Source organism: Ancylobacter sp. TS-1, assembly GCF_009223885.1.
Lineage (GTDB): Bacteria > Pseudomonadota > Alphaproteobacteria > Rhizobiales > Xanthobacteraceae > Ancylobacter.
The window spans coordinates 1,079,759-1,106,746 of record NZ_CP045144.1 but is presented as its reverse complement, the minus strand read 5'-3'; the positions used below and the strand labels follow the sequence as shown (position 1 = coordinate 1,106,746).

The window sequence follows — 26,988 nt, the reverse complement described above, 5'->3', positions numbered from 1 at the left end:
GAAAACGCGAAAGCCCGGCTCGACGCCGGGCTTTGTTGTTTCTGGCGGGGTGTCGGGCGTGGCGGGAGCGCTCAGAACTTGTAGCTGATCGCCGCGCGCACGATGTTCTGCGTCACCGAGGCATCGGTGTTGATGTAGCTGCCGCCGGTGCCGGCCAGCGGCAGGGTCAGGCTGCTCGAACCGAGGTCGACATAGAGATACTCGCCGCGCAGGATCCAGTTGTCGGTCAGCGCATATTCGAGGCCGCCGCCGATGGTCCAGCCGGTCAGCACCGAGTCGTCCGAGCCCGACGTCGCGGTTTCCCAGAGCGGAATGCCGCCGGGGGCCGCCGCCACCGTGCTGCTCGCCGAGACCTTGCCATAGGCGAAGCCGCCGGTACCGTAGACCAGCAGGCGATCGAAGGCATAGCCGAGGCGGGCGCGCACCGTGCCGAACCATTCGAGCTCGCCGCTGTTCTGGAAATAGGGGCCGTTGACGGATGAGAGCAGGTCGCTGTCGTTCTCAGCGCCGGTCCACTGGAAGTCCGCCTCGACGCCGACCACCCAGTTGTTTTCAAGCTGGTAGTTGTAGCCGATCTGGCCGCCGGCCACCCAGCCGTTGAGGTCCATGCTCTGGTTCGCGCCGGGATAGAACCCGACGCCGGGCGTGTAGTCCGGGCCGGCATCGAACAGCGCGTTGTTGTCGGAGTCGGTCGTGCCCCAGCCATAGCCGGCATTGCCGCCGAGATAGAGGCCGGTCCACGAGAAGGCGGGGACCATGGCCACCATGTCGGGCGCCTTGGTGGGATAGGGCATGTCTGCGGCGTAGGTGCCGGCCGTGGTGGCGAGCAGGGCAGCGGCGCCGAGAAGCAGCGAGCGTTTCATGTGGCCTCCTGTATGTTCGTTGCAGACGTTATGACACCGATGTCACCAACTAGTTCGGTTGGAATGTACCGATTACATTGGGTCAGTCGGTGTGTTCGACGTGCAACAATTCGCAGGAGTTGGATCATCCAAGGGTAATATGATGGTCCTCGCGCGGTATTTTGTTCCGTGTCGCGAAACTCTGCTCTGCCTCAGGCGGAGGGCGCGGGCGACGACTTCACTCACGCGTGATTGAGCGGAAATGAAAAGGGCGCGGCTTGCGCCACGCCCTTCTATTCATTCTCGTTGCTTGGGTGGATTTCCCAGAAGTCCATGCCGCCGCACAAGCCGGCCTCGGCCGGCTTGTGCACTCAGCTCACCGCAGGGGCGGATGGACGTTCTCAGAAGTCCATGCCGCAACCGAAGCCGGGCTTGCCCGGCTTCGGCACCAACCAACCGCAGGGGCGGATGGACTTCCTCAGAAGTCCATGCCGCCCATGCCGCCGCCGCCCGGCATTGCCGGGGCGGCAGAGGCCTTCTTCGGCAGCTCGGCGATCATCGCCTCGGTGGTGATCAGCAGCGAGGCGACCGAGGCCGCGTTCTGCAGCGAGGAGCGCAGAACCTTGGCCGGGTCGATGACGCCCGCCTTGAACATGTCGACATACTCGCCCGACTGCGCGTTGAAGCCGAACGAATAGCTGTCCTGCTCAAGGATCTTGCCGACGATGAGCGAACCGTCCTCGCCCGCATTGGCGGCGATCTGACGGGCCGGGGCCTGAACGGCGCGGCGCACGATGTCGACGCCGGTCTTCTGGTCGGCATTGGCGGTCTTGATGCCGTCGAGCGCCTTGATGGAGCGCAGCAGGGCGACGCCGCCACCCGGCAGGATGCCTTCCTCGACCGCCGCGCGGGTGGCGTGCAGCGCGTCGTCGACGCGGTCCTTCTTCTCCTTGACCTCGACTTCCGTCGCGCCGCCGACGCGGATCACCGCGACGCCGCCGGCCAGCTTGGCCAGACGCTCCTGCAGCTTCTCGCGGTCGTAGTCCGAGGTGGTCTCCTCGATCTGCGCCTTGATCTGGGAGATGCGGGCCTCGATGTCCTTCTTGGAGCCCACGCCATCAACGATGGTGGTGTTCTCCTTCTCGATGACGACCTTCTTGGCGCGGCCGAGCATGCCCAGCGTCACCGAGTCGAGCTTGATGCCGAGATCGTCGGAGATGGCGGTGCCGCCGGTGAGGATCGCGATGTCCTGCAGCATGGCCTTGCGGCGGTCGCCGAAGCCGGGGGCCTTCACTGCCGCGACCTTGAGGCCGCCGCGCAGCTTGTTGACGACGAGGGTGGCCAGAGCCTCGCCCTCGATGTCCTCGGCGATGATCAGCAGCGGCTTGGAGGTCTGCACCACCGCCTCGAGCACCGGGAGCAGTTCCTGCAGGCCCGAGAGCTTCTTCTCGTGGATGAGGATATAGGGGTCCTCGAACTCGACCCGCATCTTCTCGGCATTGGTGATGAAGTAGGGGGAGAGGTAGCCACGATCGAACTGCATGCCCTCGACCACGTCCAGCTCGGTCTCGGCGGTCTTGGCTTCCTCGATGGTGATCACGCCCTCATTGCCGACGCGCTGCATCGCCTCGGCGAGGAACTTGCCGATCTCGGCGTCGCCATTGGCGGAGATGGTGCCGACCTGGGCGATCTCGTCGTTGGAGGTGACCTTCTTGGCGTTCTTCTTGATGTCGGCGACGATGGCCTCGACCGCGAGGTCGATGCCGCGCTTGAGGTCCATCGGGTTGATGCCGGCGGCGACCGACTTGGCGCCTTCCTTCACGATGGCCTGGGCGAGCACGGTGGCGGTGGTGGTGCCGTCGCCGGCGAGGTCGTTGGTCTTCGAGGCCACTTCGCGCACCATCTGGGCGCCCATGTTCTCAAACTTGTCCTCGAGCTCGATCTCCTTGGCGACGGTGACGCCGTCCTTGGTGATGCGCGGGGCGCCGAAGCTCTTCTCGATGACGACGTTGCGGCCCTTGGGACCGAGCGTGACCTTCACCGCATTGGCGAGAATGTCGACGCCGCGCAGCATCTTGTCGCGCGCGTCCGTCGAAAACTTAACTTCCTTGGCAGACATGTATCTCTCTCCGGTGGAGCGTGGAGGGCCGCGGGTGAGGCGGCCTCAGGCAAGCATTGCGGACGGAAGGGGCGGTCTCACGCGGCCTTCTTGGCGGAGGCGGTGTCTTCCAGCACGCCGAGGAGGTCGGACTCCTTCATGATGAGGTAGTCGACGCCGTCGATCTTGACCTCGGTGCCCGACCACTTGCCGAACAGCACCTTGTCGCCGGCCTTCACGTCGAGCGGCACCAGCTTGCCGGCCTCGTCGCGGACACCCGGACCCGCCGCGATCACTTCGCCCTGCGAGGGCTTTTCCTTGGCGGTGTCGGGAATGATGATGCCGCCCGCGGTCTTCTCTTCCGCTTCGATACGCTTGACCACGACCCGGTCATGCAGGGGACGGAACTTCATCGGTTCTCTCCAAATTCCTGAACGATCGTTTGATCCGGCAACACAGCGGCTGTGGTGCGGATCGCCCGTGCCTGCGCTGCATTGCCGTTCGGACATCTAGGCGGCAGGCAAAAGCGGCGCAAGGTGCGAACCGGAAAAAATTGGCAGTCGCGAAAGGAGAGTGCCAAGCATGGCGGGGCCAATCTGTCAGCACTCCGTCATTGATGCTGCTAGCCTATTGAATTTGCACATCAATTATAACTTACGGGCTTGCCGGCGGGCGGGCATGGCCACACAATTCGAATCGTCCACGAAAGGAGGTTCCACATGGCAGGCCATGAGGCATCGTCGAGCGAGGCGACGGCGGGCGGGCAGGTATCGGAGGATTTCCGCCGTCAGCTTTCGGGCTATGGGCTGACAACGGCCCAGATCCTCTACCGGCTGCCGGATCACCCGGCGATCCTGCAGTCCTATCTGTGGCAGTGCTACGATCTGTGCCCGCATTTTCCCGAGCTGAACCGCTTCCTCGATTTCTGGAAGCGCGAGCTGGAAGGGCCGCTGCATTCGGTGCAGGTCGCGCATGCGCGGCTCATCCGGCCGGCGGAACTGCGGGCGGTCGGCGGGCTGTACATGCTCAACTGAGCCGCCCGCCGGAGCGTGCCGGCGTGGCTGCCGCGAGGCGATCCGGGAACGACCGCCCAACGATGCCCTCTTCTTGACGCGAGTGTCGTGCTATGAGGGCGCGGATTGGGCGCCCTGTCGGCTGCCCAGCGCATGTCAGGCACCTGAGTCACGGCACGTGGATCACCGCTCGCCCCGCACATCGGAACTGCTCTCCGCCATCGTCACCGCCCATTCGGCGGAGCGTATCGGCGTGGGCGAAATCGTGCACGCGCTGCGCAACCGCGCCTTCGGCCTGTCGATCCTGCTGCTCGGCCTGCCGAACTGCCTGCCGATGCCGCCGGGCCTGCCGGTGATCTGCGGCGTATTGCTCTGCCTCGTCGGCGCACAGATGCTGATGGGCCGCGACGAATTGTGGCTGCCGCGCTGGCTCGCCAACCGCACCGTCTCGCGCGCGCTGATCGAGAAGATCATCAACGGCTCCCTGAAATGGATCCGCCGCTTCGAGGGCTATTCGCGCCCGCGGCTGCCCTATTTCTCGTCGCCCTCGGCGCGCTTCGTGCTGGGCGGCATGGTGCTGGTGCTCGGGCTGCTGCTGCTGCTGCCGATCCCGATCTTCGGCAACCTGCCGCCGGGCATCGCGGTGGTGATCCTCGGCCTCGGCCTCGTCGAGCGCGACGGCGTGTTCATCTTCGCCGGCGTGGTCGCCACGCTGCTGAGCGTCGGCGTGATGGGCTTCCTGAGCTGGATGCTGTTCCAGGGCGCGGTCGCCTATATCTGATCCGCAGGCGCGCCCGGCCGTTTCCGGCCGGGCCTTTCGCCGTCAGCCGCGCCCGACGAAGGGCGCGTTGGTCGCCATGATGGTCATGGTCAGCACATTGGCGTCGAGCGGCAGGCTCGCCATGTAGGCGACGGCACGCCCGGCATGGGCGGGGTCGAAGGTCGGCTCGACCATGATCTGGCCGTTCGCCTGCAGAATGCCGGTCTTCATCTTCACCGCCATGTCGGTGTCGGCATTGCCGATGTCGATCTGCCCGCAGGCGATGTTATGGGCGCGGCCTTCCAGCGCGACCTGCTTGGTCAGGCCGCTCACCGCGTGCTTGGTCGCCGTATAGGGGCCGGTGAGCGGGCGCGGCGCGTGGGCGGAGATCGAGCCGTTATTGATGATGCGCCCGCCCTTGGGGTCCTGCGCCTTCATCAGCCGGATGGCGGCCTGCGTGCACAGGAACACGCCGGTCAGGTTCACATTCACCACGCGCTGCCAGTCCTCGAGCGGGATATCCTCGATCGGCGTCGCTGCCGACCAGCCGCCGGCATTGTTGAACAGCACGTCGAGCCGGCCGAAGCGCTGCGCCACGGTCTCGAACAGCGCGGCGACCGAGGCGGCGTCGGCGACATCGGACGTCACGACGTGGCCGTTGCCGCCGAGCAGGGCGGCGACCGCTTCCAGCGGCTCGGCGCGGCGCCCGGTGAGAACGACGGTGAAGCCGGCCTCGCTCAGCGCGATGGCGGCGGCCTTGCCGATGCCGGTTCCGGCGCCGGTGACGAGGGCGATGCGATTGGCGTTCATTCTGGTTCCTCCCGAGGCCGGGAAGATGGACGAGAGCCGGGCGGCGGACAAGACCGCCGCGCGGGGCGGCCGGTTACGGCCCCTGCGCCGACAGTCCGCGCACGTCGCAAGGAACCACAAGGTGGTCGACGCGTTATCAGGGCGGCAGACAAGTCAATCATACGGGAGGTGAAGGATCATGCCCGCTATTCTGATGTGGCTCATCGGTATTCCGATTCCGATCATCATTCTTCTGTACCTGATCACCTGACGGTGACGGTACGCGCCCGCGATGATCGGGACGTTCCATGCAAGCGGAAAGGTCGGTCACGTCGCGCGTGGCCGGCCTTTCTTGCGTTGCCGGATCAGCGGGAGCCGCCATAGGGCGGGCGCGGGATCGAGTTATGCGCCGCGCGCAGGGCGGCCGACCAGCGTTCGCGCAGGTCGTGGAAATAGGGCTCGCCCGGCTCGATGCGGTAGTTCAGCTCGGATTCGTTGGCGTCCCGGCGGGTGACGAGGATGTCGATCGGCATGCCGACGCCGAGATTCGAGCGCATGGTCGAATCCATCGAAATGAGGCCCGACTTCAGCGCGTCGTACAGGTCCATGTCGTAGCTGATCGAGCGGTCCAGCACCGGCTTGCCGTATTTGTGCTCGCCGATCTGCAGGAAGGGCGTGTCGTTGGTGCATTCGATGAAGTTGCCGGCGGCGTAGATCATGAACAGCCGTAGCCGCCCGCCATTGACCCGCCCGCCGAACAGGAAGGAGACGTCGAAGCGGATATCCGCCTCCTTGAGCCCGGCACCGTACAGATCGTAGACGTGGCGCACGGCGGCGCCCACGAGCTGGGTGGCGCGGAACATCGAGGTGCAGGTGGAAAGCGTGTCCTTCCGGCCGGTCTCGGGGTTCTCCAGCCCCTCCTGCAGCGTCGAGATGACCGCCTGCGAGATGGAGAGATTGCCGGCGGTCGACAGCGCCAGAACGTGGCGGCCGGGCTCCTCGAAGACATGGAGCTTGCGGAAGGTCGACACGTTGTCGAGCCCGGCATTGGTACGGGTGTCGGCGATCATGACGAGACCGTCACGCACCAAAATACCACAGCAATAGGTCATGAAAGGCGCTTCCCCTGGTCCGCCGCCCATGCACGAGGCGGGCGACTTTTCCATGCGCCCTTATAGCGGGGCGCTTTCCTGCCGGGCAACCCGAGGCTTTCCGTACTACCCCTGAATCTGGCGGCTCGACTGATCGACCTTGAGGGCGACGGTGAGGTTCTCGTCGCCGCCGCCATAGCGATTGCCGCGCACAGGCGCGGCGCCGAGATAATCGAGGCCGATGGCGACGCGCACATAGGCCTCGGTCGGGCACTGCCGGTTGGCGGCATCGAAGCCGACCCAGCCGAGGCCCTCAATATGCGCCTCGGCCCAGGCATGCCCGGCCTGGTGGCCGGCGCGCAGCTCGGCCTCGGCACCGTCGCCGACCAGATAGCCGCTCACATAGCGGGCCGGGATGCCGACATGGCGGGCGCAGGCGGTGAAGATGTGCGCGAAGTCCTGGCAGACGCCGCGCTTCAGCTTGAACGCCTCGACGGCGGTGGTCGATGAATGGGTCGGGTCCGGGTCGAAGGTCATCACGTCGGCGATGGCGTCCATCAGCGTGTGCAGACGGGTGATGCGGTCGCCCTCGCCGGCGCACGCGGTTGCCGCGAAGCCGGCCAGCTCGATGTCGGGGGTGGTCAGCTCGGAGCCACGCAGGAACAGCGAGGGCGGAAACCGCTCGGTGACGCCGCGGATGACGCCGGCGGTGTCCTGCGTCTCGATCGCACCCTCGACCAGCACGCGCAGTTCGCCGATCGGCCCCTCGGCCGCGAAGGTGTGGGTGACGTTGCCGAAGGCGTCCTCGTGCGCCCGCAGGCGGCTGCCCTCCGACACGTCGATGCGCCACGAGACGACATACTGGCCGTCATGGTTGCGGGGCGTAAGGCGCAGGGTCTGGATCGCGCCGTTGGCCGGCGGGTCGTAGGTGTAGGTGGTGGCGTGGTTCACATGGATACGCATGACACGAAGCCGGATCAGAGCAGGTACTGCTCGGTGACGGTGGAGCCGAGGCGGTTGTTCTCGATGACGAAGGAATCGATGTACTCGTGCAGGCCGGTCACGAAGATGTCGTCCATCCGGCTGTTGCCCAGCTTGGTGAGGGTCGAGCGGGCGATGCGCTGGGAGCCGCCCTGCCGGCCGTAATAGGCGGCGATGTCGTCGAGATAGCGGGTGATGTTCTGGTAGCAGCTCGTCAGCGAGCGCGGCATCTGCGCGTTGAGAATGAGCAGGTCCGCCACCAGCCAGGGCTTCACGCTCTCGCGATAGACCCAGTGGAACGAGGTGAGCGCCGACACCGAGCGCAGGATCGAGGCCCACTGGAAGTAGTCCAGCGGTCCGCCGACATGCTCGGAATCGGGCAGCAGCACGTGGTACTTCACGTCGAGGATGCGCGCGGTGTTGTCGGCGCGCTCGACATACATGCCGACCCGCGAGAACCAGAACGCATCGTTGCGCAGCATGGTGCGGTAGGCGGCGCCGTCGAAGCGCAGCGAGGTTTCCTTCACGAAGGACAGGAAGCGCGCCAGTTCCTCGCGCGTCATGTTCTTGGTGGAGTAGCGCTTCAGCTCCAGCCAGGCCGAGTTGATGGTCTCCCACATCTCGATGGTCAGCGCCGTACGCACCGAGCGGGCATTGGTGCGGGCGATCTCGAAGCAGTTGCGGATGGAGGAGGGGTTCTCCGGCGCGAAGGCCAGGAAATTGACGACGTTCTGCTCGTTGGCCTCCTCGCCATGCACCTGCTTGAACAGGTCGGCGCAGCCGGCGGTCAGCAGCGCCGAGCGCCATTCATTGGTCGAGCCGCCATAGGCCGCCGGCAACTGGGCGAGGCGCTGGGTGACGTCGAGGATGCGGGCGAGGCAGTCCGCCCGCTCCATGTAGCGGGACAGCCAGTAGAGATTGTCGGCAGTACGAGAGAGCATGGGACCCGCGTTCTATTTGGCGTTGCGCCAGGCAAGCGTTGCCACGCCCGCCGCGATCAGGAGAGAGCCGCCGACCCGGTTGATGGTGGCGAAGAGCCGGGGACTGCGCACCGCGCCGCGCAGGCGGCCGGCGAGCAGCGCGTAGCCGAAGGCATTGGCGGCGGCGAGCACGAGGAAGGTGGTCTCGAAGATCGCCATCTGGGTGAGGAGGTCGCCGGCCGGGTCGAGGAATTGCGGCAGGAACGCTACGAAGAAGGTCAGGCTCTTCGGGTTCAGCGCCGTCACCAGCCACGCATGCAGGGTCATGCGCAGGGGCGACCCCGCCGTACGGGCTTCGCCGAAACTGGCCTCGCCGCCAGCCCGCCAGAGCTTGATGCCGAGCCAGATCAGGTAGCCGGCGCCGATCCATTTCAGCACGGTGAACAGCGTCGCCGAGGTGGCGAGCAGCGCGCCGAGGCCGAGCATGGAGAGCGTCATCGCGGTGAAGTCGCCGAGCGCGACGCCGAGGGCCACCGGCAGCGCCACCTTGCGCCCCTGTCCGAGCGCATAGGAGACGACGAGCAGTATGGTCGGCCCGGGTATCACCAGCAGGACCGCCGAGGCGGCGACGAAGGCCAGCCATGTCTCAATCGGCATCTGTCTACGCGCTCCCACCCTGCGTCATCCCGGCCGCCGCGAGGCGAAGAGCCGGGATCGCTCACCAATTCCGCAGACGATCCCGGATCGGCCTGCGGCCCTCCGGGATGACGATCAGATCGCAGGCTCCTCAGCTCTCCTCCAGCACCCAGGTATCCTTGGTTCCGCCGCCCTGGCTCGAATTGACCACCAGCGAGCCGGCCTCCAGCGCCACGCGAGTCAGGCCGCCCGGCACGATGCGCACGCGGTCGGAGCCGGTGAGCACGAAGGGGCGCAGATCCACGTGGCGGGGCGCGATGCCCTCGTCGACGAAGGTCGGGCAGGTGGACAGGGCAAGCGTCGGCTGGGCGATGAAATTGTTCGGGTCCTGCTTGAGCTTGGCGCGGAACAGCTCGATCTGCGCCTTGTCGGCGCGCGGTCCGATCAGCATGCCATAGCCGCCCGAGCCGTGCACTTCCTTCACCACCAGCTCGCTCAGATGCTCGAGCACGTATTTGAGATGGTCCGGCTCGCGGCAGCGCCAGGTCGGCACGTTCTTCAGCAGCGGCTCCTCGCCGAGATAGAAGCGGATGATGTCCGGCATGTAGCTGTAGACCGCCTTGTCGTCGGCGACGCCGGTGCCGACCGCATTGGTCAGCGTGACGTTGCCGGCATTGTAGGCGCTCATCAGCCCCGGCACGCCCAGCGCGCTGTCGGGCCGGAAGGTCAGCGGATCGAGGAAGTCGTCGTCGAGGCGGCGATAGATGACGTCGACCCGGCGCGGGCCCTCGGTGGTGCGCATGTAGACGACGTCGTTGCGCACGAAGAGGTCGCGGCCCTCCACCAGTTCCACGCCGAGCTTGTCGGCCAGGAAGGAGTGCTCGTAATAGGCCGAATTGTAGATGCCGGGGGTGAGGACCACCACGGCCGGATCGCTGCTGGCGCTGTGCGGGGCCACCGATTTGAGCGTGGCGAGCAACTCGTCGGTGTAGTTCTCCACCGGCGCCACGCGGTTGTCCGCGAACAACTCGGGGAAGAGCCGCATCATGATCTCGCGGTTCTCCAGCATGTAGGAGACGCCGGAGGGCGTGCGGGCATTGTCTTCCAGCACGTAGAAGGTGTCGGCGTCGACGCGCACCACGTCGATGCCGGCGATGTGCACGTAGAGGTCGTGCGGCACCTTCTGGCCGTTCATCTCCGGCCGGAAGGCCGGGTTCTGGTACACGAGGTCCTCGGGCACCACGCCGGCCTTGAGAATCTCGCGGCGGGAATAGATGTCCTTGAGGTAGAGATTCAGCGCCTTCACGCGCTGCTCCAGCCCGCGCGACATGCGGCGCCATTCGGTGCCGGTCAGGATGCGCGGGATGATGTCGAAGGGGATCAGCCGTTCCTGCGCATCGCTGTCGCCATAGACGGCGAATGTGATGCCGATGCGCCGGAAAATGAACTCGGCTTCCTTGCGACGATAGTCGAGCACGTCCGGCGGGACGTTGCTCAACCAGCGTGACAGGGCGGCATAGGCGGGGCGGATCGAGCCGTCCCCATTGGTCATCTCGTCGAAGGCGCCGCTCATTGGTGTAAATCTACTCCCCAACTTCCCCAAGTTAGCTACAAAGCCCGTGCCAGCGGAAGGGGAGGAATATCCCGCATTGCGATATTCGCAGTATTGCGTGGGGATTGCCCATTTGTAAGGCGCTGTGCCCTTGCTTGCGGCGGGCGCTGCGCTGAATTGCGGCGAATGACAGCGGCCCGGCAGGGGCGGGGAGGAGAATCGGATGACGAGCGCGGCGGAACCGGTGACGGCGGCGATCCTGGTGATCGGCGACGAGATACTTTCGGGACGGACCAAGGATCGCAACATCGGCTACATCGCCGAGTACCTCACGGCGATCGGGGTCGACGTGCGCGAGGTGCGCGTGGTGCCGGACGTGGAGGAGGAGATCGTCGCGGCGGTCAACGCGCTACGCGCCCGCGTCACCTATCTCTTCACCACCGGCGGCATCGGGCCGACGCATGACGACATCACCGCCGATTCCGTCGCCAAGGCCTTCGGCGTGCCGATCCATGTCGACCCGCGCGCCCGCGCCATGCTGCTCGAATACATCAAGCCGGAAGACCTCAACGAGGCGCGGCTGCGCATGGCGCGCATTCCGGCCGGCGCCGCGCTGGTGCCCAATCCGGTGTCGAAGGCGCCCGGCTTCTGGATCGGCAACGTCATCGTCATGGCCGGCGTGCCGGCGATCATGCAGGCGATGCTCGACCAGGTGGCGCCGAAGCTGAAGACCGGCCGGGTCATGCTCGCCGAGACGGTGCGCGCGGATGCCCGCGAGGGCGATGTCGGCGGGCCGCTGGCCGCCATCGCCAAGGCGCATCCGGGGGTGTCGATCGGCTCCTATCCCTTCGCCGACGAGCACGGCCGCCCCAATACCAATCTCGTCGTGCGCTCGCGCGAGGCGGGGCTGCTGGCCGCCGCGGTCGCCGACGTCACGGCGATGCTGACGACGCTGCCGCGTCGCTAGGCCGGCGTCTTTCCGGGGGCGGGAGGCCCGCCCGCTATGGTTAAGGCGGGGATTTCCCGGCGCGGCACTGGAGAAGGCGCCGCGCTCCCGCTAATGATCTCGGGCAGAGGCTCCGCCCAGCCCGTCCGGCGCGGGCCGTTCGGGAAATGCGTTGATGTCCGACGACCGCCAGAAGAAGGCCTTTCCGGTCTCCTGGGACCAGTTCCACCGCGACGCCCGCGCGCTTGCCTGGCGGCTCGCAGGGGCGGGCCCGTTCGTCGGCATCGTGTGCATCACGCGCGGCGGGCTGGTGCCGGCCGCCATCGTGGCGCGCGAGCTGGGCCTGCGGCTGATCGAGACGGTGTGCATCGCCAGCTATCACGACTACACCAAGCAGGGCGCCATGGAGGTGCTCAAGCCGATTGCCGACGTGGTGACGGCGGCGGCGGGCGAGGGCGGGCGCGGCCTGCTGGTGGTCGACGATCTGGTGGATACCGGCAAGACGGCGCGGCTGGTGCGCGAGATGCTGCCGCAGGCGCATTTCGCCACCGTCTACGCCAAGCCGCTCGGCCGGCCTCTGGTCGATACCTTCATCACCGAGGTAAGCCAGGATACGTGGATCTATTTCCCGTGGGACATGGGGCTGAGTTTCCAGCCGCCGATCCGCGACGGGGTGGCGTGAGGACGAACATGACCGGCGGCTATGACGACACGGACAACGAGTCCGACGATGCCTATGAGGCGGCTTTCGAGACGCATCGCGCGGCGCTTTACGACCTTCTGGTTGCCTATGCCGACGAGCACGACCTGAGCGACGGCTTCCTGGCGCTGCTCGCCTCCGACATCGGCCTCTCGCTGCGCATGATCGCCTATGCCTCCGAGACCGAGAAGCCTTCGGTCGGCGGGCTGCGGCTCGACCTCGACCGCTTCGCCCGCGAACTGGGTGAGAGCGTGCGCGATGCCAAGAAGCACGCCGCCGACTTCATCGCCGAGGCCAAGGCCGCCCGCGAGGAAGAAGAGGGCGAGGAGGACGACGACGACGACGACGAGGATCTCGGCACCGACGAGGGTGGATCGGACGAGGGCGGACCGGACGAGACGCCCGACGACCGCCGTTCGTGAAGGGTGTGCCGCGCGCGGCCGCTCGCCTTCGCCGGCTCGCCCGGCGATGGCGTGGCGCCGCCGGCGGCCGCAGAGCGAGATAGCTAGGGAACCTTACCGATGACCCCCGCGATCATTTCCGCCATTCTTCGCTGGCCGGTCACGGCTTTCCTCGCGCGTCTCCTGCTCGTCTTCATGTTCCTCGGCAGCGCCATCGACAAGATCACCAACTTCGCCGGCGCACAGGTGGAGATGGCGCATTTCGGCCTCAGCCCGCCCTGGCTGTTCGCGGTGGCGACGATCCTGACCCAGCTCATCGGCTCGGTGCTCATCCTCGCCAACCGCGCCACCTGGCTCGGCGCCGGCGCGCTGGCCGTGTTCACGCTTCTGACCATCCCGATCGCGCATCACTTCTGGACCATGGAAGGCCAGATGGCGCTGATCGAATTCTATTTCTCCGTCGAGCATCTCTCGGTGATCGGCGGCATGATCCTTGTCGCCATACTGGCCGAGCGCACGCGCGCGGCCTGACGGCGGAATGTCGAGACGGGAGTTTCCATGACGAGCGCGGCACGTACCATCGACCCCGGCAGCGACGCGGCTATCGCCGCCTCGGTGACGCCGCGCCCCATCTCAGAGGTCGCCGCCAGGCTCGGCGTGCCGGACGCCTCGCTGTTCCGCTACGGCCACGACAAGGCGAAGATCGCTCTCGACTTCGCCCGTGGCGCCGAGGCGAAAGCGGATGGAAAGCTGATCCTCGTCACCGCGATCAACCCGACGCCGGCCGGCGAGGGCAAGACCACGACCACGATCGGCCTCGGAGACGCGCTGGCGCGCGCCGGCAAGCGCGTCGCCATCGCCCTGCGCGAGCCGAGCCTCGGCCCGGTGTTCGGCTCCAAGGGCGGGGCGACCGGCGGCGGCCATTCGCAGATCATCCCGATGCAGGACATCAACCTGCATTTCACCGGCGACTTCCACGCCATCAGCGCCGCGCACAACCTGCTCGCCGCGGCCATCGACAACCACATCTACTGGGGCAACGCGCTCGACATCGACACCCGCCGCATCAATTGGCGGCGCGTCGTCGACCTCAACGACCGCGCGCTGCGCAGCGTCATCGTCGGGCTCGGCGGTCCGGGCAACGGTTTTCCGCGCGAGGACGGCTTCGACATCACCGTCGCCAGCGAGGTGATGGCGATCTTCTGCCTCGCCCGCTCGCTCGATGACCTGGAGGAGCGGCTCGGCCGCATGGTGGTGGCGCAGAACCGCGCCCGCCAGCCGATCACCGCCAGCCAGCTCAAGGTGACGGGCGCCATGACGGCGCTGCTGCGCGACGCCTTCCAGCCCAATCTCGTGCAGACATTGGAAGCCACGCCTGCAGTTGTTCACGGTGGCCCCTTCGCCAACATCGCCCATGGCTGCAATTCGGTGATGGCGACGCGCACCGCGCTCGGCCTCGCCGACTATGTGGTGACGGAAGCCGGCTTCGGCGCCGATCTCGGGGCGGAGAAGTTCCTCGACATCAAATGCCGGCAGGCCGGACTCACGCCGTCCGCCGTCGTCATCGTGGCGACGGTGCGCGCGCTGAAGATGCATGGCGGCGTGGCGCAGAAGGACCTTGGCCCGGAGAACGTGGCGGCGGTCGCCGCCGGCACCGCCAACCTCGTCCGCCATATCGAGAACATGAAGGCCTTCGGCCTGCCGGCGGTGGTGGCCATCAACCGCTTCACCAGCGACACGGCGGGCGAGATCGCCGCCATCAAGGACGCCTGCGCGGCGGTGGGCGCCAGCGTGCATCTGTGCTCGCACTGGGCGGAGGGCTCGGCCGGCGCGGTGGATCTGGCCGCCGAGGTGGTGGAACTCGCCGCCCGGCCCTCGGCCTTCAGGCCGATCTATGAGAGCGACCTGCCGCTGGTGCAGAAGATCGAGACCATCGCCCGGCGCATCTACCGCGCCGGCGCTGTCGCCATCGAGGCCGGCGCGCTGAAGAAGCTCGCCGAGTTCGAGGCGCTCGGCTATGGCGGGCTGCCGATCTGCATGGCCAAGACGCAGTACAGCTTCACCGCCGACCCGACCCGGCGCGGGGCGCCGGAGGGCTTCACCCTGCCGGTGCGCGAGGTTCGCCTCTCGGCTGGCGCTGGATTCGTGGTGGCGCTGTGCGGCGATGTCATGACCATGCCGGGCCTGCCCTCGCACCCGGCGGCGGAGGACATCTTCGTCGACGAGACCGGCTTCATCGGTGGCGTGTTCTGACAAGGATTACCCCGCCGCGCCTCCGGGGTCGGGGCGTTGGCGGGGCGCGGGAGCGGCATTAGGGTAGTGGTGTCGGCGGCCTCTTCCGCCGCCGGCATGCCGGCCCTGCGGGCGTGGCGAAACTGGTAGACGCAACGGACTTAAAATCCGTTTCTCTCTGAGAGTGCCGGTTCGAGCCCGGCCGCCCGCACCATTTCTGTTTTTCTATTTTTTACAAGTGTTTAGCTTAGTACTTGTAGTGAAATCCGGGAGAAATTACCGGGAGAAAACGGGAGGCGAAGTGGCCTCTTGTTCTTATTTTGTTCTCGTGGAATCAATGGCGCTTCATAGGAGGTCGCCATGAACGCCACGCAGATGACCGAACCGCACGCCCCGGAAGCCGCCGAGCCCGTCATTGGCGAGGCTGATATCGACGCGGCCATAGAGACGTGCGGCGGGGACGTGCGCAACACCGTCCTCTCCTTGCTGCTGGCGCTCGACAGCGCCCGGCGCGAAGCCTCTTGGGGCTATGTGCGCGGGCGTTCGTCGCGCTTTGTTGAACTGAAGGAGCGAGAGCCGTGATGCGAGGGCAAAAAACAAAGCACAACTAACGATCCCGGCTGTATGACAACCTAGACGTGACCGTGGGTGATATGCAAGGTAGGTAAGTGCTTCCGCCTACATGGTCCAGTCAATGAGCCTTGTGTCAAAGCCCGAGTTTGCGCCGTTGTTGGCGCCCGGCCGGCACCGCATGTCTATGCGCAGACTCAGCGACATTTGCGTCTCTGCCTTTCCGACGTCGACCAATCGACAACCGCTTTTTCAAGCGCTTCTTCAGCTAATCTCCGATCTCGCAACTCTCAATATTCCTTGCGAAATCTGGATAGATGGAAGCTATTTGACCGCGAAAATAGAGCCAGATGATATCGATTTATCGGTTAGGTTTGCTGTCGAAGACTTCGATCGTCTTGATCCTATGGTTCAAAATACGATTATGTCGCGCCTATCCGGCAAGACATATCACCCGCGGCTGGATACGTATGCGTTCGTTTCTGGCCCGCGAGACCATGAATACGCCGACATTTTCGCTGAGACTGAAAATTATTGGGCTGAGTGGTGGAGCGTTGCGCGAGCTGGTTGGTTAAAGGGTGTGGCCGTCGTTCGGCTAGGTGAGACTAATGTCGGACTACGCATTCTATCTTGAGCGGGTGCGTCAGGCATCCGCTCTGACATCGAAGCTGGAGGCTGCTCTTGCGACAGCTCCTAGCAACGCCGCGTTGCGTCTAAATCTGAGCTCGGCCCACAAAATGATGGAGCGCGCTGAGGCGGAGCTGCAATCGATCGCTAAGATCGAGCAAGTGGACCTTTTCAAATACCGGATCGTGAATGCAGCAGCCGAATCATACCTACTTCAACCTGTGACTGCGTCTCTTGGGTTGTTTCAAGACGTATTTTCATACATTTATGATGCATTAATATCTGGACCGAAGCAGAGAGCGCGTCTTTCTAGAGGGGTGTCTGACGAAACGGCGATGCAGTTTGGCTATTCATTCGCTGGATCGTTGGGAGTTGTTTTAATCGCTCCATCGTCAATGTCGTTATTTGGAGGAAAATTCGAACCGTCTGTTCAGGCGTTGTTTGATTTATTTGAAGTTTCAGATGATGATGAGGTAAAAGATGCCGCTAAAATTCTTGGGCGTGCTGCAATACAAAAAATCTATCAATGGTCAGAGGTGAATTTCCGAGCAGGATATGACTTAGATCTTTCTTGGGTAGCAAGTTCTGATAGGTTTCGTGGGCGCTACATTGATGCAAATCAATTCGCTCATATTGCAGATATAATTGGAAGAACGAGTGAAATAGAGACGCGCCCGATAAATATTCGAGGGGTGCTGGTAGGCATAAATACCGTTCTGCGCTCGTTCCATTTTGTGGAGCCCGAGGGCGAATCTTTTAAAGGTATTTTAGCTGACGAATTTCCCGCCAATATTGAATGGATCGTGAACCAACGCTACATTGCCGACATCGAAGAAGAGGTCGTCATTCGCTACGCGACAGGAGACGAGACACGCCGATACCGGTTGCTGCGCCTTCAGTCGTTGAAGGAGGTGCAGCTGCCAGAACCTCCCGCGCCGCCGTCGCCGCCGCCCCCATAAACCAGAATGCAAGTGCCCGGCCTCAACTGCCGGGCACTTGGTGTAGGTTGAGGCTACGCCCTCAGCACTTCCGCCGCGAGCGTGCGCACGAGACCCTCAAGCGGCATGGCACCTAACTGCGTTACCTTCCCGACAAAGTCGTTGCCTACCTTCCGGTAGACGTAGACCCTGGGATGCGTCTCGCCGCGCACCTCATATTTGGCGCCGCCAATCTCACCGCTCGCGATCTTGCGGGACGATTCCATATGGCGCATGAACTGATCGAGGTCGGTCTTGAGCTGATCGAGGTTGGCCGTGAACTTGTCGCGCTGCGTCTTGTCCTCGTCGGTCAGGTATTCATCAGGTTCCGGCCAAAGCGTAAGCGACTTCCAGGTGTGCTGCTCCACCGCGATAATCTGAGGGATGGTGAAGACACTGGCCCGAGTGCGGACGATCAGGCACATGTCGCGCATGTTGTTCCACTCCTGCATGTGATCTGGCAGACTCTGGATATGAGCGATGCCGTAAAGCAGGGCCTGATTGACGAAATAGCCATCACGCCCGGTGATGGACTTCGCTGCATTCTTGCGGCGAGACATGGTAGGGTCAGCCTTCCGAAAGGAATGGAGCGCCAGCCCCATCTGGCACCGCCTCGGGCCTGACGCTTCTTTCTCGTGGTGGGGTGATTACGGGGTTGTCGAAGTGTCCTGCCCGGTACCGTCAATGTCATGCGATATGGCTTGGAGGCGCTGCTGCAGCCGTGGCGCGACAAAATCGAGGAAGGCGCGCAATTTCAACGGCTGTTGCTGGTGCGGCGCATGGACCAGGTGCACGGGCATGGGCGGCGGTGCCTGATCCGCCAATATCGGCAAAAGCGTCCCCGCCTTGACGCTTGCCGCCGCCTGGTAGGAAAGCACCCGGCCAATTCCGACGCCAGCGACCGCGCCGCCCACGACGCCATCTGCGGTGTTGACCGAGAAGCGCGGGTTGACCGTCACGTGCTGCGCGGCATTCCCGTCGACGAACGGCCACTCCCGATAACGTCGGAGTCCTTCGAACGCGATGCAATCATGGTTGACCAACGCTGCGGGCGTTTCCGGCACGCCCCGTCGCTTGAGATAATCAGGGCTTGCGCAGACGACCCATCGGATCTCGCCGACCCTGCGCGCGACCAGCGCGCTGTCGGGCAGTCGGCCGATCCTGACCGCCACATCGACATGGTTCTCGACGATATCGACGACGCTGTCGGACAGCACGAGCCGCACCGTCACGTCGGGATAGGCGCCGAGAAAATCATGGACGATCGGCGCGACGTTGAGCGCGCCGAACGCGATCGGCGCCGTCACCAGCAACTCGCCGCGCGGCACACGATACTCGCCCGAGGCGGCGCGCTCCGCCTCCGACAGTTCCTCAAGCACCCTTCGCGCCGAGGCGACGTAGGCCGTACCCGCCTCTGTGAGCAGGAGCTTGCGGCTTGTGCGGACGACAAGCTGCGAACCGAGAAAGGACTCAAGGTCGGAAACGCGGCGGCTGACGGTGGGAAGCGGGACGTTAAGCGACCGGGAGGCCGCGGACAGGCTCCCTCCGTCGACCGCCGCGACCAGCGTGCGCATTGCCTCGAACCTGTCCATTTCCCTCTCGTTTTATGGAAGTGAGACTTTCGAACTTAGCGCCTGCTGTGCAGTTTCGGAAGGAAGTACTCCAATTGGGCGAGAGCGAAACAACCGATCCAGGAGAAAAGACCATGTCCCGCATCCCCACCCCCGCGGTCGAGCAGGCCCCCGAAAAATCGCAGCCTCTGCTTGCTGCTGTCCAGAAGCAGCTCGGCGTGGTGCCGAACCTGTTTCGTATCGTTGGCAACAGTCCGGCGGCACTGGAGGGCTATCTCGGCCTCTCCGGCGCTCTCGGCAAAGGTGCGCTCGCCGCCCCGACTCGCGAGCGGATCGCACTGGCGATCGCCGAAGTGAACGATTGCGGCTACTGCCTGTCCGCCCACACTTACATCGCCCGCAACGTCGCCAAGTTCGATGACGCGGAGATCACCGCCAACCGAAATGGCGCCTCCAACGATGTCAAGGCGGACGCGGCCGTGCGCTTCGCCGTCAAGCTGGCCCGGGGGCGGGGGCAGGCGAGCGACGCCGATATCGGAGCGCTCAAGGACTCGGGATACTCCGATGCGGAGATCGTCGAGATCATTGCCCATGTCGCGCTCAACACCTTCACCAACTACGTCAACGAAGCGCTGAAGACCGAGATCGACTTCCCCGTCGTGACAACCCGGACGGCCGCCGCGGCCTGAGCCTTCTCGCCAGCTCAGCAAGAAACGATGCGGGCGCGAAGCCGCGCCCGCGAACCCTTCCTCACGTCCTGAAATCAGGGAGCCTTCCCATGACCGTTCGTTTCAACACCGTCGATGTCGACGGCCTGAAGCTGTTCTACCGCGAAGCCGGCGATGCGAGCCGCCCGACCGTGCTGCTGCTGCACGGCTTCCCGAGCGCGAGCCACATGTTCCGCGACCTGATCCCCGAACTCGCCGAGCGCTATCATGTCGTCGCCCCGGATCTGCCCGGCTTCGGCCTGACCGAACAGCCCGCTCGCGACCAGTTCGCTTACACGTTCGAGAACATCACCAATGTCGTCGACCGCTTCACCGAGGTGCTCGGCCTGGCCAAATTCGCCATCTACGTGTTCGACTATGGCGCTCCGGTCGGTTTCCGGCTGGCGGTCAAGCACCCCGAGCGGATCACCGCGATCGTGACCCAGAACGGCAACACCTATCTCGAAGGCGTATCGGACGCCTTCGCGCCGGTGATGGCCTACTGGAAGGAGCCCAGCCAGGCCAACCGCGACGCGCTGCGCGGCCTCCTGGCGCCCGCGACGACGCTGTTCCAGTACACGCACGGCGTCGACGATCCGACGAAGGTCTCGCCCGACGGCCGCAACCTCGACGATTTCTATCTGGCCCGTCCCGGCAATGACGAAATCCAGCTCGACCTGCTGCTCGACTACCAGACCAACGTCGCGCTCTACGACACCATTCAGGCCTATCTGCGCGAGCATCAGCCGCCGGTGCTGGCGATCTGGGGCAGGAACGACCCGTTCTTCATTCCGCCGGGTGCCGAGGCGTTCAGGCGCGACGTGCCGGCGGCGGACGTCCGCTTCGTCGACAGCGGGCACTTCGCGCTCGAAACCCATGCCGTCGAGATCGGCGCCGCGATGCGGGAGTTTCTGGCCAAGCATATCGGCTGACCCGCTTGTCTGGGCGCGCCACCTGCCGCGCCCAGACTTCTCAATCAGGAGCCGGCCTCAACGCGCCCGCCCGGCACTTGAGCGGTTGGAATTCCGCAAGGCCCGCCTGCAGCGCAAGCTCACTAGTTGGCGGAACGCCGAGAAAAACGGCGCAAAGCAAACCGGCCTTCATGCGTGTCATTGCTGTCCCTCTTCGCAACCGCGTCTATGACGGAGCGAAGGGGATGATCGGCCAGTGTCCGTCCACGCGCCTCACCCGCGCGGGTGAAGGAGAGCGTTGGAAGCGTGGCTTTCCGGTCGGTGGATCGCGCCGAGCGGTTGCCGCGCGACGTGGCCGAGCCCGTCGTCGTCTCCCGTTCGCAACGGGTGAGGACGGTGAGAGGCTGGGAAGCCTCCACCCCCAGCGGGCGGTAGCGCCGCCCGCCCGCTCAGGCCGGCGTCACGCGCCAGATGCAGTCGCCGACATCGTCGACCACCACCAGGCCGCCGCGCCGGTCGACCAGCACGCCGACCGGGCGGCCGAGCGCCTTGCCGTCCACGCGGAAGCCGCCGAGGATTTCCTCCGGCGCTCCGGCGGGTACGCCGTCCGCGAAGGGGATGAAGATCACCCGGTAGCCGGCCGGCGGGTTGCGGTTCCACGAACCGTGCTGGCCGATGAACACGCCGTTTGTGAAACGCGCGCCGAAGCGTCCGTCGTCGACGAAGGTCAGGCCGAGCGAGGCGGTGTGGCAGCCGAGCGCGTAGTCCGGCTTGAGCGCCGTCGCCACCAGATCGGGGCGCTGCGGCTTCACCCGCTCGTCGACGGTCTGGCCCCAGTAGCTGTAGGGCCAGCCATAGAAGGCGCCGTCCTTCACCGAGGTCATGTAGTCCGGCACGAGGTCGTCGCCGATCTCGTCGCGCTCGTTGACGCTGGTCCACAACTCGCCGGTGACGGGGTTCCAGTCCATGCCGACCGGGTTGCGCAGGCCGCCGGCGAAAACGCGCACCGCGCCGCTGGCGATGTCGACTTCGAGGATCGCCGCGCGGTCGATCTCCTCCTGCATGCCGAACTCGGCGACGTTGGAGTTGGAGCCGACGCCGACATAGAGCTTGGTGCCCTCCTTGTTGGCGACGAGGCTCTTGGTCCAGTGATGGTTACGACCGGACGGCAGGTCGCAGATCTTCACCGGCGGCGCGTCGATGCGGGTGGCGCCCGGCACATAGGGGAAGCGCACCAGTGCGTCGGCATTGGCGACATAGAGCTGGTCGCCGACCAGCGCCATGCCGAAGGGCGAATAGAGGTTTTCGAGGAAGGGCAGCTTCACCTCGGCCACGCCGTCGCCATCGGCGTCGCGCAGCAAAGTGATGCGGTTGGCGCTCTTCACCCCCGCTCCGGCGCGGGTCATGACGAAGCCCATCGCCCACCAGCGCAGGCTGAAGATGCCGGCCGGCCAAGCCGGACCGGCCGTCTCGGCGACGAGGATGTCGCCGTTCGGCAGTTCGTAGATCCAGCGCGGATGGTCGAGGTCGACGGCGAAGGCGCCGACCTTGAAGCCCGGCGCGGGCTTCGGCGTGGCACCCTCGGGCCAACCGATGGCGGGCGCGATCTTCATGATGGGAATGAGCGTCGGCTTCGGCTTGGGCAGGTTCGGCGCGGCGCCGTAGCCCTCGTTCTCCGCCAGCGCGGGGGATTTGCGCAGCGCGGTCAGCAGATGGACCGTTCCCGTGATGCAGGCGCCAAGGAAACCGCTGATCTTCACATAGTTGGCCATGGTCGGCTCCGGCTGTCGGGAGGCGGTATCTGATCCCGGAAAGAAGCTGCAGTGCAATAGCCCAGAAGCTGCATAGCACCATCCGCTCGCCGGCCGGTGCGCATTCGCCCGCCCGCAGGCGAGGCGACCGGCTCAGGCGGCCTTCGCCGCCAGCAGGGCCTGCGTGGCGTCCGCCATTTCGGCGAGGCGCTGCACCGGCAGCACGCGCGGCTCGTTCGCCTGCGCCAGTGCCGTCAGGTCGAAGCGGGTGAAATTCAGGCTGCTGTAGTCGCGCAGGAAGAACAGCTTGCGGTCGAGGTCCGAGAGGCTGGTCCAGGAGGTGAATTCGGTCGCGTAGGGTTCCGAGCTTGGCTGATCCAGCCCCTCGACCTCGAGATGGCCGCCGCCCTGCTCGGGGTAATCGATGCTCACGCCGCGCGGGCGGTCGAAATTGTTCATGATGTGCCCGAGCGTGCGCAGGGCGAGGTCCGGGGTCTTCGCCTTCTCGGTGAAGTGCGCGTAGAAGGCGGCGCGCACGAAGCGGCCGACCGAGGTGTTCGAGGAGGGCAGTCCCGCCGTGGCGATGCCGGAATCGGGCTGCGCCACCTTGAAGCCGCCGAAGCTGCCGGTGGAGCGGTCGACATTCACGAGGTGGGTGTAGTTGTTGAGGTTGGTCAGGTGCCAGCCGAATTCGGGGCCGTTGGTCATCACGCCGACCGGGTTGTCGTGGACGCTCATCTGGCCCCGGTTGAACTCGAGCACCAGCGACGCCCCGCTGGGGTCGTGCACCACATAGTGGAAGGGCGACACCACGCCGCCGAGAATGGCGAGCGGCACCAGTTCGATCGGCTGCTGGCCGAGAGCTTCCTTAACCTGCGCCACGCTGTCGAACTGGCCGAGGCACCAGCCGCCGAGATCGGAGGCGGAGAGCACGGCGCGCGTCACCGCGACCGATTCATGTTTGCCGGCGGCGGTGGGGTAGGAGAGCAGGCTGAAGGTCAGACCCTTGTCGTTCATGCCCTCCAGCACCTTGAGATCGGACATCTGGAGCGGCGCCTCGGCGGTGGGCACGCGCGCGGGCATGGTCACGGCGAGCACGGCATTGCGGGCGGTGTAGTCGACCGGGGGATGGCCGGGAATGTCCGAACGCGTGGCGAAGCCGACCGGCAGATAGGCCATCAGATAGGGCAGATCGACGGTCAGTTCGAGCGTGCGGCCGAAATAGACCTTGCCGGCATTGTCCCGATAGATGAGCGATGTGCACATGTCCGCATTCCCTGCGCTGGCGGCCCGTCGCGGCGCCCCGCCGGGGCCGGCACGCACGGAACCGGATTGACCGCCGGCAAGGTGCATTGCCGGCTAACGTACCCTACAATTGCCGGATCTTTCCGGCGCGAGTTTCCTGCCGGATCTAGCTTGCACACTCCGTCGCGGGCGGGAAGGCGGCAGAACGATCAATCCGGCCCTCCGGGCGTCAAGGGCCGCGATCAAGGCCAAGACGCCGGAAGCGGCGCTGGTGCGCGCGGCGCGGCCAGAGGGCGGCTCTGCACGCGCGGAAATTTGATCTTCGGTCAAGGGCTTGTTACCCATTCGAGGATGCCGATACCGACTCGCGCACGCCCTGCCGGGAGGTCGCTCTTGCAGCACAAATCGATCGTCTCCGGAGGGGCGGGCAGGTGGCGTGGCCGCCGGCGGGGAGGGGGCGTGCGTGCGTGCATCGCGCTGGCGGCGGTGCTGCCGGTTGCCGGCTGCGCGCCGCTCGGGGCGCCGACCATCGCGCTGTTCGGCGCCTATTTCCCCTCATGGCTCGCCAGCGCGCTCGCCGGCATCCTCGGCGCGGTGCTGGTGCGGCTGGTCTTCGTGCGCGCCGGCATCGACGACGCGATCCCGGTGCGTCTTCCGGTCTATGTCTGCATCGCGCTGGGCCTCGGCTTTCTCTTCTCGCACCTCGGTTTCGGGAGATAGGCCGTGGAGCCGCGAAGCAGCCCCGAGGTGAAGCGCCGGCTCGGAATCGTGGTCAGCCTGCTGGCGCTGGCGGCGGCGATGGTGTTCGGCTGGCGCTATCTGCAGACGGCCGAGCTCAACCCGCTGTCGCAGGATGCGGTGCTCACGGCGGATGTGGCGTCGGTGTCGGCAGCCGTTCCGGGGCGCATCGTCACCATCGCGGTGAAGGAGAACGACGCGGTGCGCAAGGGCGACCTGCTGTTCGCCCTCGATCCCACCACCTATCGTTTGCAGGTCGAGCAGACGAGGGCCGATCTCAAGCTCGCCGAGGCGGCGCTGGCCGATAAGCAGCGCACCGTGAGCGCCGAGCGCGCCAACGCCGTGATCGCCCGCGAGCAGGTGACGCGCGCGCGCTCCAATCTCGATCTCGCCACGCAGACGCTGGGCCGGCTCGAATCGCTTCGTCCCAAGGGCTATGTGAGCCAGCAGCAGGTCGACGATGCCGCCACGGCCAAGCGCGACGCCGAGGTGAGCCTGCGGCAGGCGGTGCAGCAGGAGGAGGCCGCGACCGTGCTGGTGAGCGACACCGCCGCCGCCGTGGCGCTGGTCGAGGCGCGCCGCGCCGCGCTCGCCATCGCCGAGCGCGCGCTGGAGGACACGCAGGTGCGCGCGCCTTTCGACGGCAAGGTGGTTGGGCTGGAATCGGCACCCGGCGGCTATGTGCTGCCCGGCCAGTCCGTCTTCGTGCTGATCGACACCGGCGCCTGGTACGCCTCGGCCTCCTATGTCGAGACCGAGCTGTCCGGCATCCGGGTGGGCAATTGCGCCACGGTCTACGCGCTGGCCGACCGCGACACGCGCATCGAGGGGCGGGTGGAGGGCATCGGCTGGGGTGTCGCCTCGCAGGAGCTGATCAACCTGCCGCGCACCATGCCGATCGTGCCCAAGACGCTCGACTGGGTGCGCGTGGCCCAGCGCTTCCCGGTCCGCATTCGCCTCGTCGACCCTCCCGGATCCCTGATGCGCGCCGGCGCGTCCGCAACAGCGATCGTGCACCATGGAACGGACTGCTGACTCGCTGAGGGCGCCCTCTCCCTGGGCCGGCATCGTCCGGCAGGTCGGCCGCGACCTGCGGCCGTTCCCCGGTCGCTTCGCCATGACCTGGCGCGTGGCGCTGCTCTGTGCGCTCGTGTCCGGCGTGGCGATGCTCTACAAGGTGCCGGAATCGGCGATCAGCTGCTACCTCATCATCTTCCTGATGCGCCCGAACGGCGCCGAATGCGTCGGGCAGGCGATCGGCCTCACCCTTCTCGTGAGCGTGGTGGTGCTGGTGATGGCGCCGGTCATCCAGGCGACAGCGGACGATCCCTTCATTCGCATCGCGGTGATCGCGGCGACTTCGTTCGGCTTCCTGTTCCTGTCGTCGGCGACGCAGCTCGGCGAGATCGGCGCCATCATCGCGCTGGTCATCGCCTTCATCCTCACACTGGTCGACGACGTGCCGGCCGGCGAGGTGGTGACGCGCGGGCTGCTCTATGCGTGGCAGATGGCGGTCATGCCGATGGCGATGATGCTCGTCTTCTGCCTCGTCTTCGGGACGTCGCCGCACCGGCTGATGCGCGAGAGCGTGGCGCGCCGGCTCGCCGCTGTGGCGGCCTTCCTTGCGGGGGAGCCCGAGGCGCGGGCTCGGCTGCGCGAGGAACTGGCGCAGGGCAACGAGGCGGCGGACAAGCAGGCCATGCTCGCCCGCATTTTCCACACCGCGCCGGGCGCGACGGTCGACTGGCTCGCCGGCGCGACGGCGACCAGCTACCGGCTGATGCTGGCGGCGGCGGCGCTTCCGGCGGACCTCGCGGCCTCGGCGCGGGCGGAGCTGGCGGCCCGCAGCCGCGCGGCGGCGGAAGCGGTCGGCGCCGGGCAGCGGCCGCAGGCGGCGACGCCGGAAGGCGAGGGGGCGCCGGCGCTTCTCGCGGCACGGGAGGCCATGGCGGCGCTGGCCCGCCCCGATGGCGGTGGCGCGGTGCTGGCGAAACCGCCCTTCCTGTCGCCCGACGCCTTCACCAATCCCGATCACCAGCGTTTCGCGCTGAAGACGACGACGGCCGCGATCAGCTGCTACCTCATCTATTCGATCATCGACTGGCAGGGCATCCACACCGCCATGGTCACCTGCTACGTGGCCGCGCTCGGCACCACCGGCGAGACGGTGCACAAGCTGGCGCTGCGCATCACCGGCTGCCTGATCGGCGCGGCGATGGGGCTCGGCTCGATCCTGTTCGTCATCCCGCACCTCAGCTCGGTCGGTGGGCTGATGGCGCTGGTGTTCTGCGCCGTGCTGGTCGCCGCGTGGGTGTCGTCGGGTCCCGAGCGGATTTCCTATGGCGGGGTGCAGATCGGCCTTGCCTTCCTGCTCACCGTCCTCGACGGCTTCGCGCCCTCGACCGACATGGGGTCGGCGCGCGACCGCGTGGTCGGCATCCTGCTCGGCAATCTCGTGGTCTATGTGGTCTTCACCCAGATCTGGCCGAAGGGCGCCGCCGTCGACGTGCGCGAGCGGGTGGCGCGCGCGCTGGAGGCGCTGGCGCGGCTCGCCGCGCTCGCTCCTTCCGCGCGTTCCGGCGCGGTGGCCGAGGCGGCGCTGGTTGAGGCCGAGGTCGAGAAGGCGGGGGCGGGGCTGGACCTGCTGCCCTTCGAGCCGGCCCATCAACGCCCCCCGGCGGCCGAGGTGCGGCGGCTGAGAGGGCTGGTCGGCGAGCTGCGCGAGGCGCTGCCCGAGCTGATGTTTGCGCGCGAGGTAGCACCTGACGTGCCGGCGCGGTTGTCCCACGCCGCGAAGTCGGTGGCGATGGAGGAAGGCGTCGGTTCGCCCGTCGCCGACGAGGGGTCTCCCGCGACGACCCGGCTTGCGACGCATCTGCGGCGCATCGAACGGCTGGCGGCGGGGTGAGGGCCATGCAATGCACCCGCTC

Annotated in this window: 28 protein-coding genes and 1 tRNA gene; 16 read left to right on the top strand and 13 right to left on the bottom strand. The window is 66.1% G+C overall.

Going from position 1 to position 26,988, the window contains the following annotated elements; genetic code table 11:
• Window positions 1-71 precede the first annotated feature (71 nt).
• The 3 genes from GBB76_RS05395 to groES form a co-directional block, all read right to left on the bottom strand.
• Window positions 72-863 (bottom strand): outer membrane protein, encoded by a 792-nt coding sequence (locus GBB76_RS05395; RefSeq protein WP_152302346.1) that lies wholly within the window; start codon window positions 861-863, stop codon window positions 72-74.
• Window positions 864-1,320: 457 nt separating this feature from the next.
• Window positions 1,321-2,961: a chaperonin GroEL gene (gene groL, locus GBB76_RS05390; RefSeq protein WP_152302345.1), complete on the bottom strand. Its 1,641-nt coding sequence runs from the start codon at window positions 2,959-2,961 to the stop codon at window positions 1,321-1,323.
• 77 nt (window positions 2,962-3,038) lie between these two features.
• Window positions 3,039-3,353: a co-chaperone GroES gene (groES, locus tag GBB76_RS05385; protein ID WP_152302344.1), complete on the bottom strand. Its 315-nt coding sequence runs from the start codon at window positions 3,351-3,353 to the stop codon at window positions 3,039-3,041.
• A gap of 306 nt (window positions 3,354-3,659) precedes the next feature.
• On the opposite strand from groES, the gene GBB76_RS05380 reads away from it, so the two are divergent.
• Together GBB76_RS05380 and GBB76_RS05375 are read left to right on the top strand one after the other, a co-directional pair.
• A complete protein-coding gene (locus GBB76_RS05380) occupies window positions 3,660-3,974 on the top strand; it encodes an usg protein (RefSeq protein WP_152302343.1) in 315 nt (104 codons plus the stop codon).
• A 157-nt stretch (window positions 3,975-4,131) separates the two neighbouring features.
• Complete coding sequence (locus GBB76_RS05375; RefSeq protein WP_246669046.1) at window positions 4,132-4,734, top strand: exopolysaccharide biosynthesis protein; 603 nt, start codon at window positions 4,132-4,134, stop codon at window positions 4,732-4,734.
• A gap of 42 nt (window positions 4,735-4,776) precedes the next feature.
• On the opposite strand, the gene GBB76_RS05370 is transcribed toward GBB76_RS05375, so the two are convergent.
• The 6 genes from GBB76_RS05370 to GBB76_RS05345 all read right to left on the bottom strand — a co-directional run bounded on the left by GBB76_RS05370 (window position 4,777) and on the right by GBB76_RS05345 (window position 10,703).
• Window positions 4,777-5,523, bottom strand: coding sequence for an SDR family oxidoreductase (locus tag GBB76_RS05370; protein ID WP_152302342.1), 747 nt, complete (start codon window positions 5,521-5,523; stop codon window positions 4,777-4,779).
• Window positions 5,524-5,867: 344 nt separating this feature from the next.
• Entirely contained in the window at window positions 5,868-6,614 is a 747-nt protein-coding gene (locus GBB76_RS05365; protein ID WP_152302341.1) for a peptidase, read from the bottom strand.
• A 105-nt stretch (window positions 6,615-6,719) separates the two neighbouring features.
• On the bottom strand, window positions 6,720-7,556 hold the full coding sequence (locus GBB76_RS05360; RefSeq protein ID WP_152302340.1) for a transglutaminase family protein: 837 nt from the start codon (window positions 7,554-7,556) through the stop codon (window positions 6,720-6,722).
• A 14-nt stretch (window positions 7,557-7,570) separates the two neighbouring features.
• Window positions 7,571-8,515, bottom strand: a complete 945-nt coding sequence (locus GBB76_RS05355) for an alpha-E domain-containing protein (protein ID WP_152302339.1) — start codon at window positions 8,513-8,515, stop codon at window positions 7,571-7,573.
• A gap of 12 nt (window positions 8,516-8,527) precedes the next feature.
• On the bottom strand, window positions 8,528-9,151 hold the full coding sequence (locus tag GBB76_RS05350) for a LysE family translocator (protein ID WP_152302338.1): 624 nt from the start codon (window positions 9,149-9,151) through the stop codon (window positions 8,528-8,530).
• A 130-nt stretch (window positions 9,152-9,281) separates the two neighbouring features.
• Window positions 9,282-10,703 (bottom strand): circularly permuted type 2 ATP-grasp protein, encoded by a 1,422-nt coding sequence (locus tag GBB76_RS05345; RefSeq protein ID WP_152302337.1) that lies wholly within the window; start codon window positions 10,701-10,703, stop codon window positions 9,282-9,284.
• A 202-nt stretch (window positions 10,704-10,905) separates the two neighbouring features.
• On the opposite strand from GBB76_RS05345, the gene GBB76_RS05340 reads away from it, so the two are divergent.
• The 9 genes from GBB76_RS05340 to GBB76_RS05305 all read left to right on the top strand — a co-directional run bounded on the left by GBB76_RS05340 (window position 10,906) and on the right by GBB76_RS05305 (window position 17,117).
• On the top strand, window positions 10,906-11,649 hold the full coding sequence (locus GBB76_RS05340; protein ID WP_152302336.1) for a molybdopterin-binding protein: 744 nt from the start codon (window positions 10,906-10,908) through the stop codon (window positions 11,647-11,649).
• A 154-nt stretch (window positions 11,650-11,803) separates the two neighbouring features.
• A complete protein-coding gene (gpt, locus tag GBB76_RS05335; RefSeq protein ID WP_152302335.1) occupies window positions 11,804-12,310 on the top strand; it encodes a xanthine phosphoribosyltransferase in 507 nt (168 codons plus the stop codon).
• Window positions 12,311-12,318: 8 nt separating this feature from the next.
• Window positions 12,319-12,750 (top strand): hypothetical protein, encoded by a 432-nt coding sequence (locus GBB76_RS05330; protein WP_152302334.1) that lies wholly within the window; start codon window positions 12,319-12,321, stop codon window positions 12,748-12,750.
• 99 nt (window positions 12,751-12,849) lie between these two features.
• Complete coding sequence (locus GBB76_RS05325; protein WP_152302333.1) at window positions 12,850-13,260, top strand: DoxX family protein; 411 nt, start codon at window positions 12,850-12,852, stop codon at window positions 13,258-13,260.
• 27 nt (window positions 13,261-13,287) lie between these two features.
• Window positions 13,288-14,982, top strand: coding sequence for a formate--tetrahydrofolate ligase (locus GBB76_RS05320; protein WP_152302332.1), 1,695 nt, complete (start codon window positions 13,288-13,290; stop codon window positions 14,980-14,982).
• A 107-nt stretch (window positions 14,983-15,089) separates the two neighbouring features.
• Window positions 15,090-15,175, top strand: a tRNA-Leu gene (locus tag GBB76_RS05315).
• Window positions 15,176-15,321: 146 nt separating this feature from the next.
• Window positions 15,322-15,543, top strand: coding sequence for a hypothetical protein (locus tag GBB76_RS05310; protein WP_246669045.1), 222 nt, complete (start codon window positions 15,322-15,324; stop codon window positions 15,541-15,543).
• 100 nt (window positions 15,544-15,643) lie between these two features.
• Complete coding sequence (locus GBB76_RS19020; RefSeq protein ID WP_371717099.1) at window positions 15,644-16,165, top strand: hypothetical protein; 522 nt, start codon at window positions 15,644-15,646, stop codon at window positions 16,163-16,165.
• On the top strand, window positions 16,140-17,117 hold the full coding sequence (locus tag GBB76_RS05305) for a hypothetical protein (protein ID WP_152302331.1): 978 nt from the start codon (window positions 16,140-16,142) through the stop codon (window positions 17,115-17,117). The genes GBB76_RS19020 and GBB76_RS05305 overlap by 26 nt, the downstream gene beginning before the upstream one ends.
• A gap of 53 nt (window positions 17,118-17,170) precedes the next feature.
• Here the strand turns inward: GBB76_RS05305 and GBB76_RS05300 are convergent, their stop codons facing one another.
• Window positions 17,171-17,695, bottom strand: coding sequence for a hypothetical protein (locus GBB76_RS05300; protein ID WP_152302330.1), 525 nt, complete (start codon window positions 17,693-17,695; stop codon window positions 17,171-17,173).
• 87 nt (window positions 17,696-17,782) lie between these two features.
• Window positions 17,783-18,727 (bottom strand): LysR family transcriptional regulator, encoded by a 945-nt coding sequence (locus GBB76_RS05295; RefSeq protein ID WP_152302329.1) that lies wholly within the window; start codon window positions 18,725-18,727, stop codon window positions 17,783-17,785.
• A gap of 113 nt (window positions 18,728-18,840) precedes the next feature.
• On the opposite strand from GBB76_RS05295, the gene GBB76_RS05290 reads away from it, so the two are divergent.
• Complete coding sequence (locus tag GBB76_RS05290) at window positions 18,841-19,395, top strand: carboxymuconolactone decarboxylase family protein (RefSeq protein WP_152302328.1); 555 nt, start codon at window positions 18,841-18,843, stop codon at window positions 19,393-19,395.
• 89 nt (window positions 19,396-19,484) lie between these two features.
• Window positions 19,485-20,345, top strand: coding sequence for an alpha/beta fold hydrolase (locus GBB76_RS05285; RefSeq protein WP_152302327.1), 861 nt, complete (start codon window positions 19,485-19,487; stop codon window positions 20,343-20,345).
• A gap of 428 nt (window positions 20,346-20,773) precedes the next feature.
• Here the strand turns inward: GBB76_RS05285 and GBB76_RS05280 are convergent, their stop codons facing one another.
• Together GBB76_RS05280 and GBB76_RS05275 are read right to left on the bottom strand one after the other, a co-directional pair.
• Window positions 20,774-22,096, bottom strand: coding sequence for a sorbosone dehydrogenase family protein (locus tag GBB76_RS05280; RefSeq protein WP_152302326.1), 1,323 nt, complete (start codon window positions 22,094-22,096; stop codon window positions 20,774-20,776).
• Window positions 22,097-22,228: 132 nt separating this feature from the next.
• Window positions 22,229-23,341 carry a linear amide C-N hydrolase gene (locus GBB76_RS05275; RefSeq protein WP_152302325.1) on the bottom strand — a complete coding sequence of 371 codons (1,113 nt, stop codon included), beginning with the start codon at window positions 23,339-23,341 and terminating at the stop codon, window positions 22,229-22,231.
• A gap of 438 nt (window positions 23,342-23,779) precedes the next feature.
• On the opposite strand from GBB76_RS05275, the gene GBB76_RS05270 reads away from it, so the two are divergent.
• The 3 genes from GBB76_RS05270 to GBB76_RS05260 are packed head-to-tail and all read left to right on the top strand — an operon-like array spanning window position 23,780 to window position 26,966.
• A complete protein-coding gene (locus GBB76_RS05270; RefSeq protein ID WP_152302324.1) occupies window positions 23,780-24,040 on the top strand; it encodes a YtcA family lipoprotein in 261 nt (86 codons plus the stop codon).
• Between the two features lie 3 nt (window positions 24,041-24,043).
• Window positions 24,044-25,093: a multidrug transporter subunit MdtN gene (gene mdtN, locus GBB76_RS05265; RefSeq protein WP_152302323.1), complete on the top strand. Its 1,050-nt coding sequence runs from the start codon at window positions 24,044-24,046 to the stop codon at window positions 25,091-25,093.
• On the top strand, window positions 25,077-26,966 hold the full coding sequence (locus tag GBB76_RS05260) for an FUSC family protein (RefSeq protein WP_152302322.1): 1,890 nt from the start codon (window positions 25,077-25,079) through the stop codon (window positions 26,964-26,966). The genes mdtN and GBB76_RS05260 overlap by 17 nt, the downstream gene beginning before the upstream one ends.
• The last annotated feature ends 22 nt before the right edge of the window (window positions 26,967-26,988 follow it).

Bases quoted from the DNA above. Each gene is read 5' to 3' on its own strand.
- GBB76_RS05395 (WP_152302346.1), bottom strand. From the start codon at position 863: ATGAAACGCTCGCTGCTTCTCGGCGCCGCTGCCCTGCTCGCCACCACG.
- groL (WP_152302345.1), bottom strand. From the start codon at position 2,961: ATGTCTGCCAAGGAAGTTAAGTTTTCGACGGACGCGCGCGACAAGATG.
- groES (WP_152302344.1), bottom strand. From the start codon at position 3,353: ATGAAGTTCCGTCCCCTGCATGACCGGGTCGTGGTCAAGCGTATCGAA.
- GBB76_RS05380 (WP_152302343.1), top strand. From the start codon at position 3,660: ATGGCAGGCCATGAGGCATCGTCGAGCGAGGCGACGGCGGGCGGGCAG.
- GBB76_RS05370 (WP_152302342.1), bottom strand. From the start codon at position 5,523: ATGAACGCCAATCGCATCGCCCTCGTCACCGGCGCCGGAACCGGCATC.
- GBB76_RS05365 (WP_152302341.1), bottom strand. From the start codon at position 6,614: ATGACCTATTGCTGTGGTATTTTGGTGCGTGACGGTCTCGTCATGATC.
- GBB76_RS05360 (WP_152302340.1), bottom strand. From the start codon at position 7,556: ATGCGTATCCATGTGAACCACGCCACCACCTACACCTACGACCCGCCG.
- GBB76_RS05355 (WP_152302339.1), bottom strand. From the start codon at position 8,515: ATGCTCTCTCGTACTGCCGACAATCTCTACTGGCTGTCCCGCTACATG.
- GBB76_RS05350 (WP_152302338.1), bottom strand. From the start codon at position 9,151: ATGCCGATTGAGACATGGCTGGCCTTCGTCGCCGCCTCGGCGGTCCTG.
- GBB76_RS05345 (WP_152302337.1), bottom strand. From the start codon at position 10,703: ATGAGCGGCGCCTTCGACGAGATGACCAATGGGGACGGCTCGATCCGC.
- GBB76_RS05340 (WP_152302336.1), top strand. From the start codon at position 10,906: ATGACGAGCGCGGCGGAACCGGTGACGGCGGCGATCCTGGTGATCGGC.
- gpt (WP_152302335.1), top strand. From the start codon at position 11,804: ATGTCCGACGACCGCCAGAAGAAGGCCTTTCCGGTCTCCTGGGACCAG.
- GBB76_RS05330 (WP_152302334.1), top strand. From the start codon at position 12,319: ATGACCGGCGGCTATGACGACACGGACAACGAGTCCGACGATGCCTAT.
- GBB76_RS05325 (WP_152302333.1), top strand. From the start codon at position 12,850: ATGACCCCCGCGATCATTTCCGCCATTCTTCGCTGGCCGGTCACGGCT.
- GBB76_RS05320 (WP_152302332.1), top strand. From the start codon at position 13,288: ATGACGAGCGCGGCACGTACCATCGACCCCGGCAGCGACGCGGCTATC.
- GBB76_RS05310 (WP_246669045.1), top strand. From the start codon at position 15,322: ATGAACGCCACGCAGATGACCGAACCGCACGCCCCGGAAGCCGCCGAG.
- GBB76_RS19020 (WP_371717099.1), top strand. From the start codon at position 15,644: ATGGTCCAGTCAATGAGCCTTGTGTCAAAGCCCGAGTTTGCGCCGTTG.
- GBB76_RS05305 (WP_152302331.1), top strand. From the start codon at position 16,140: ATGTCGGACTACGCATTCTATCTTGAGCGGGTGCGTCAGGCATCCGCT.
- GBB76_RS05300 (WP_152302330.1), bottom strand. From the start codon at position 17,695: ATGTCTCGCCGCAAGAATGCAGCGAAGTCCATCACCGGGCGTGATGGC.
- GBB76_RS05295 (WP_152302329.1), bottom strand. From the start codon at position 18,727: ATGGACAGGTTCGAGGCAATGCGCACGCTGGTCGCGGCGGTCGACGGA.
- GBB76_RS05290 (WP_152302328.1), top strand. From the start codon at position 18,841: ATGTCCCGCATCCCCACCCCCGCGGTCGAGCAGGCCCCCGAAAAATCG.
- GBB76_RS05285 (WP_152302327.1), top strand. From the start codon at position 19,485: ATGACCGTTCGTTTCAACACCGTCGATGTCGACGGCCTGAAGCTGTTC.
- GBB76_RS05280 (WP_152302326.1), bottom strand. From the start codon at position 22,096: ATGGCCAACTATGTGAAGATCAGCGGTTTCCTTGGCGCCTGCATCACG.
- GBB76_RS05275 (WP_152302325.1), bottom strand. From the start codon at position 23,341: ATGTGCACATCGCTCATCTATCGGGACAATGCCGGCAAGGTCTATTTC.
- GBB76_RS05260 (WP_152302322.1), top strand. From the start codon at position 25,077: ATGGAACGGACTGCTGACTCGCTGAGGGCGCCCTCTCCCTGGGCCGGC.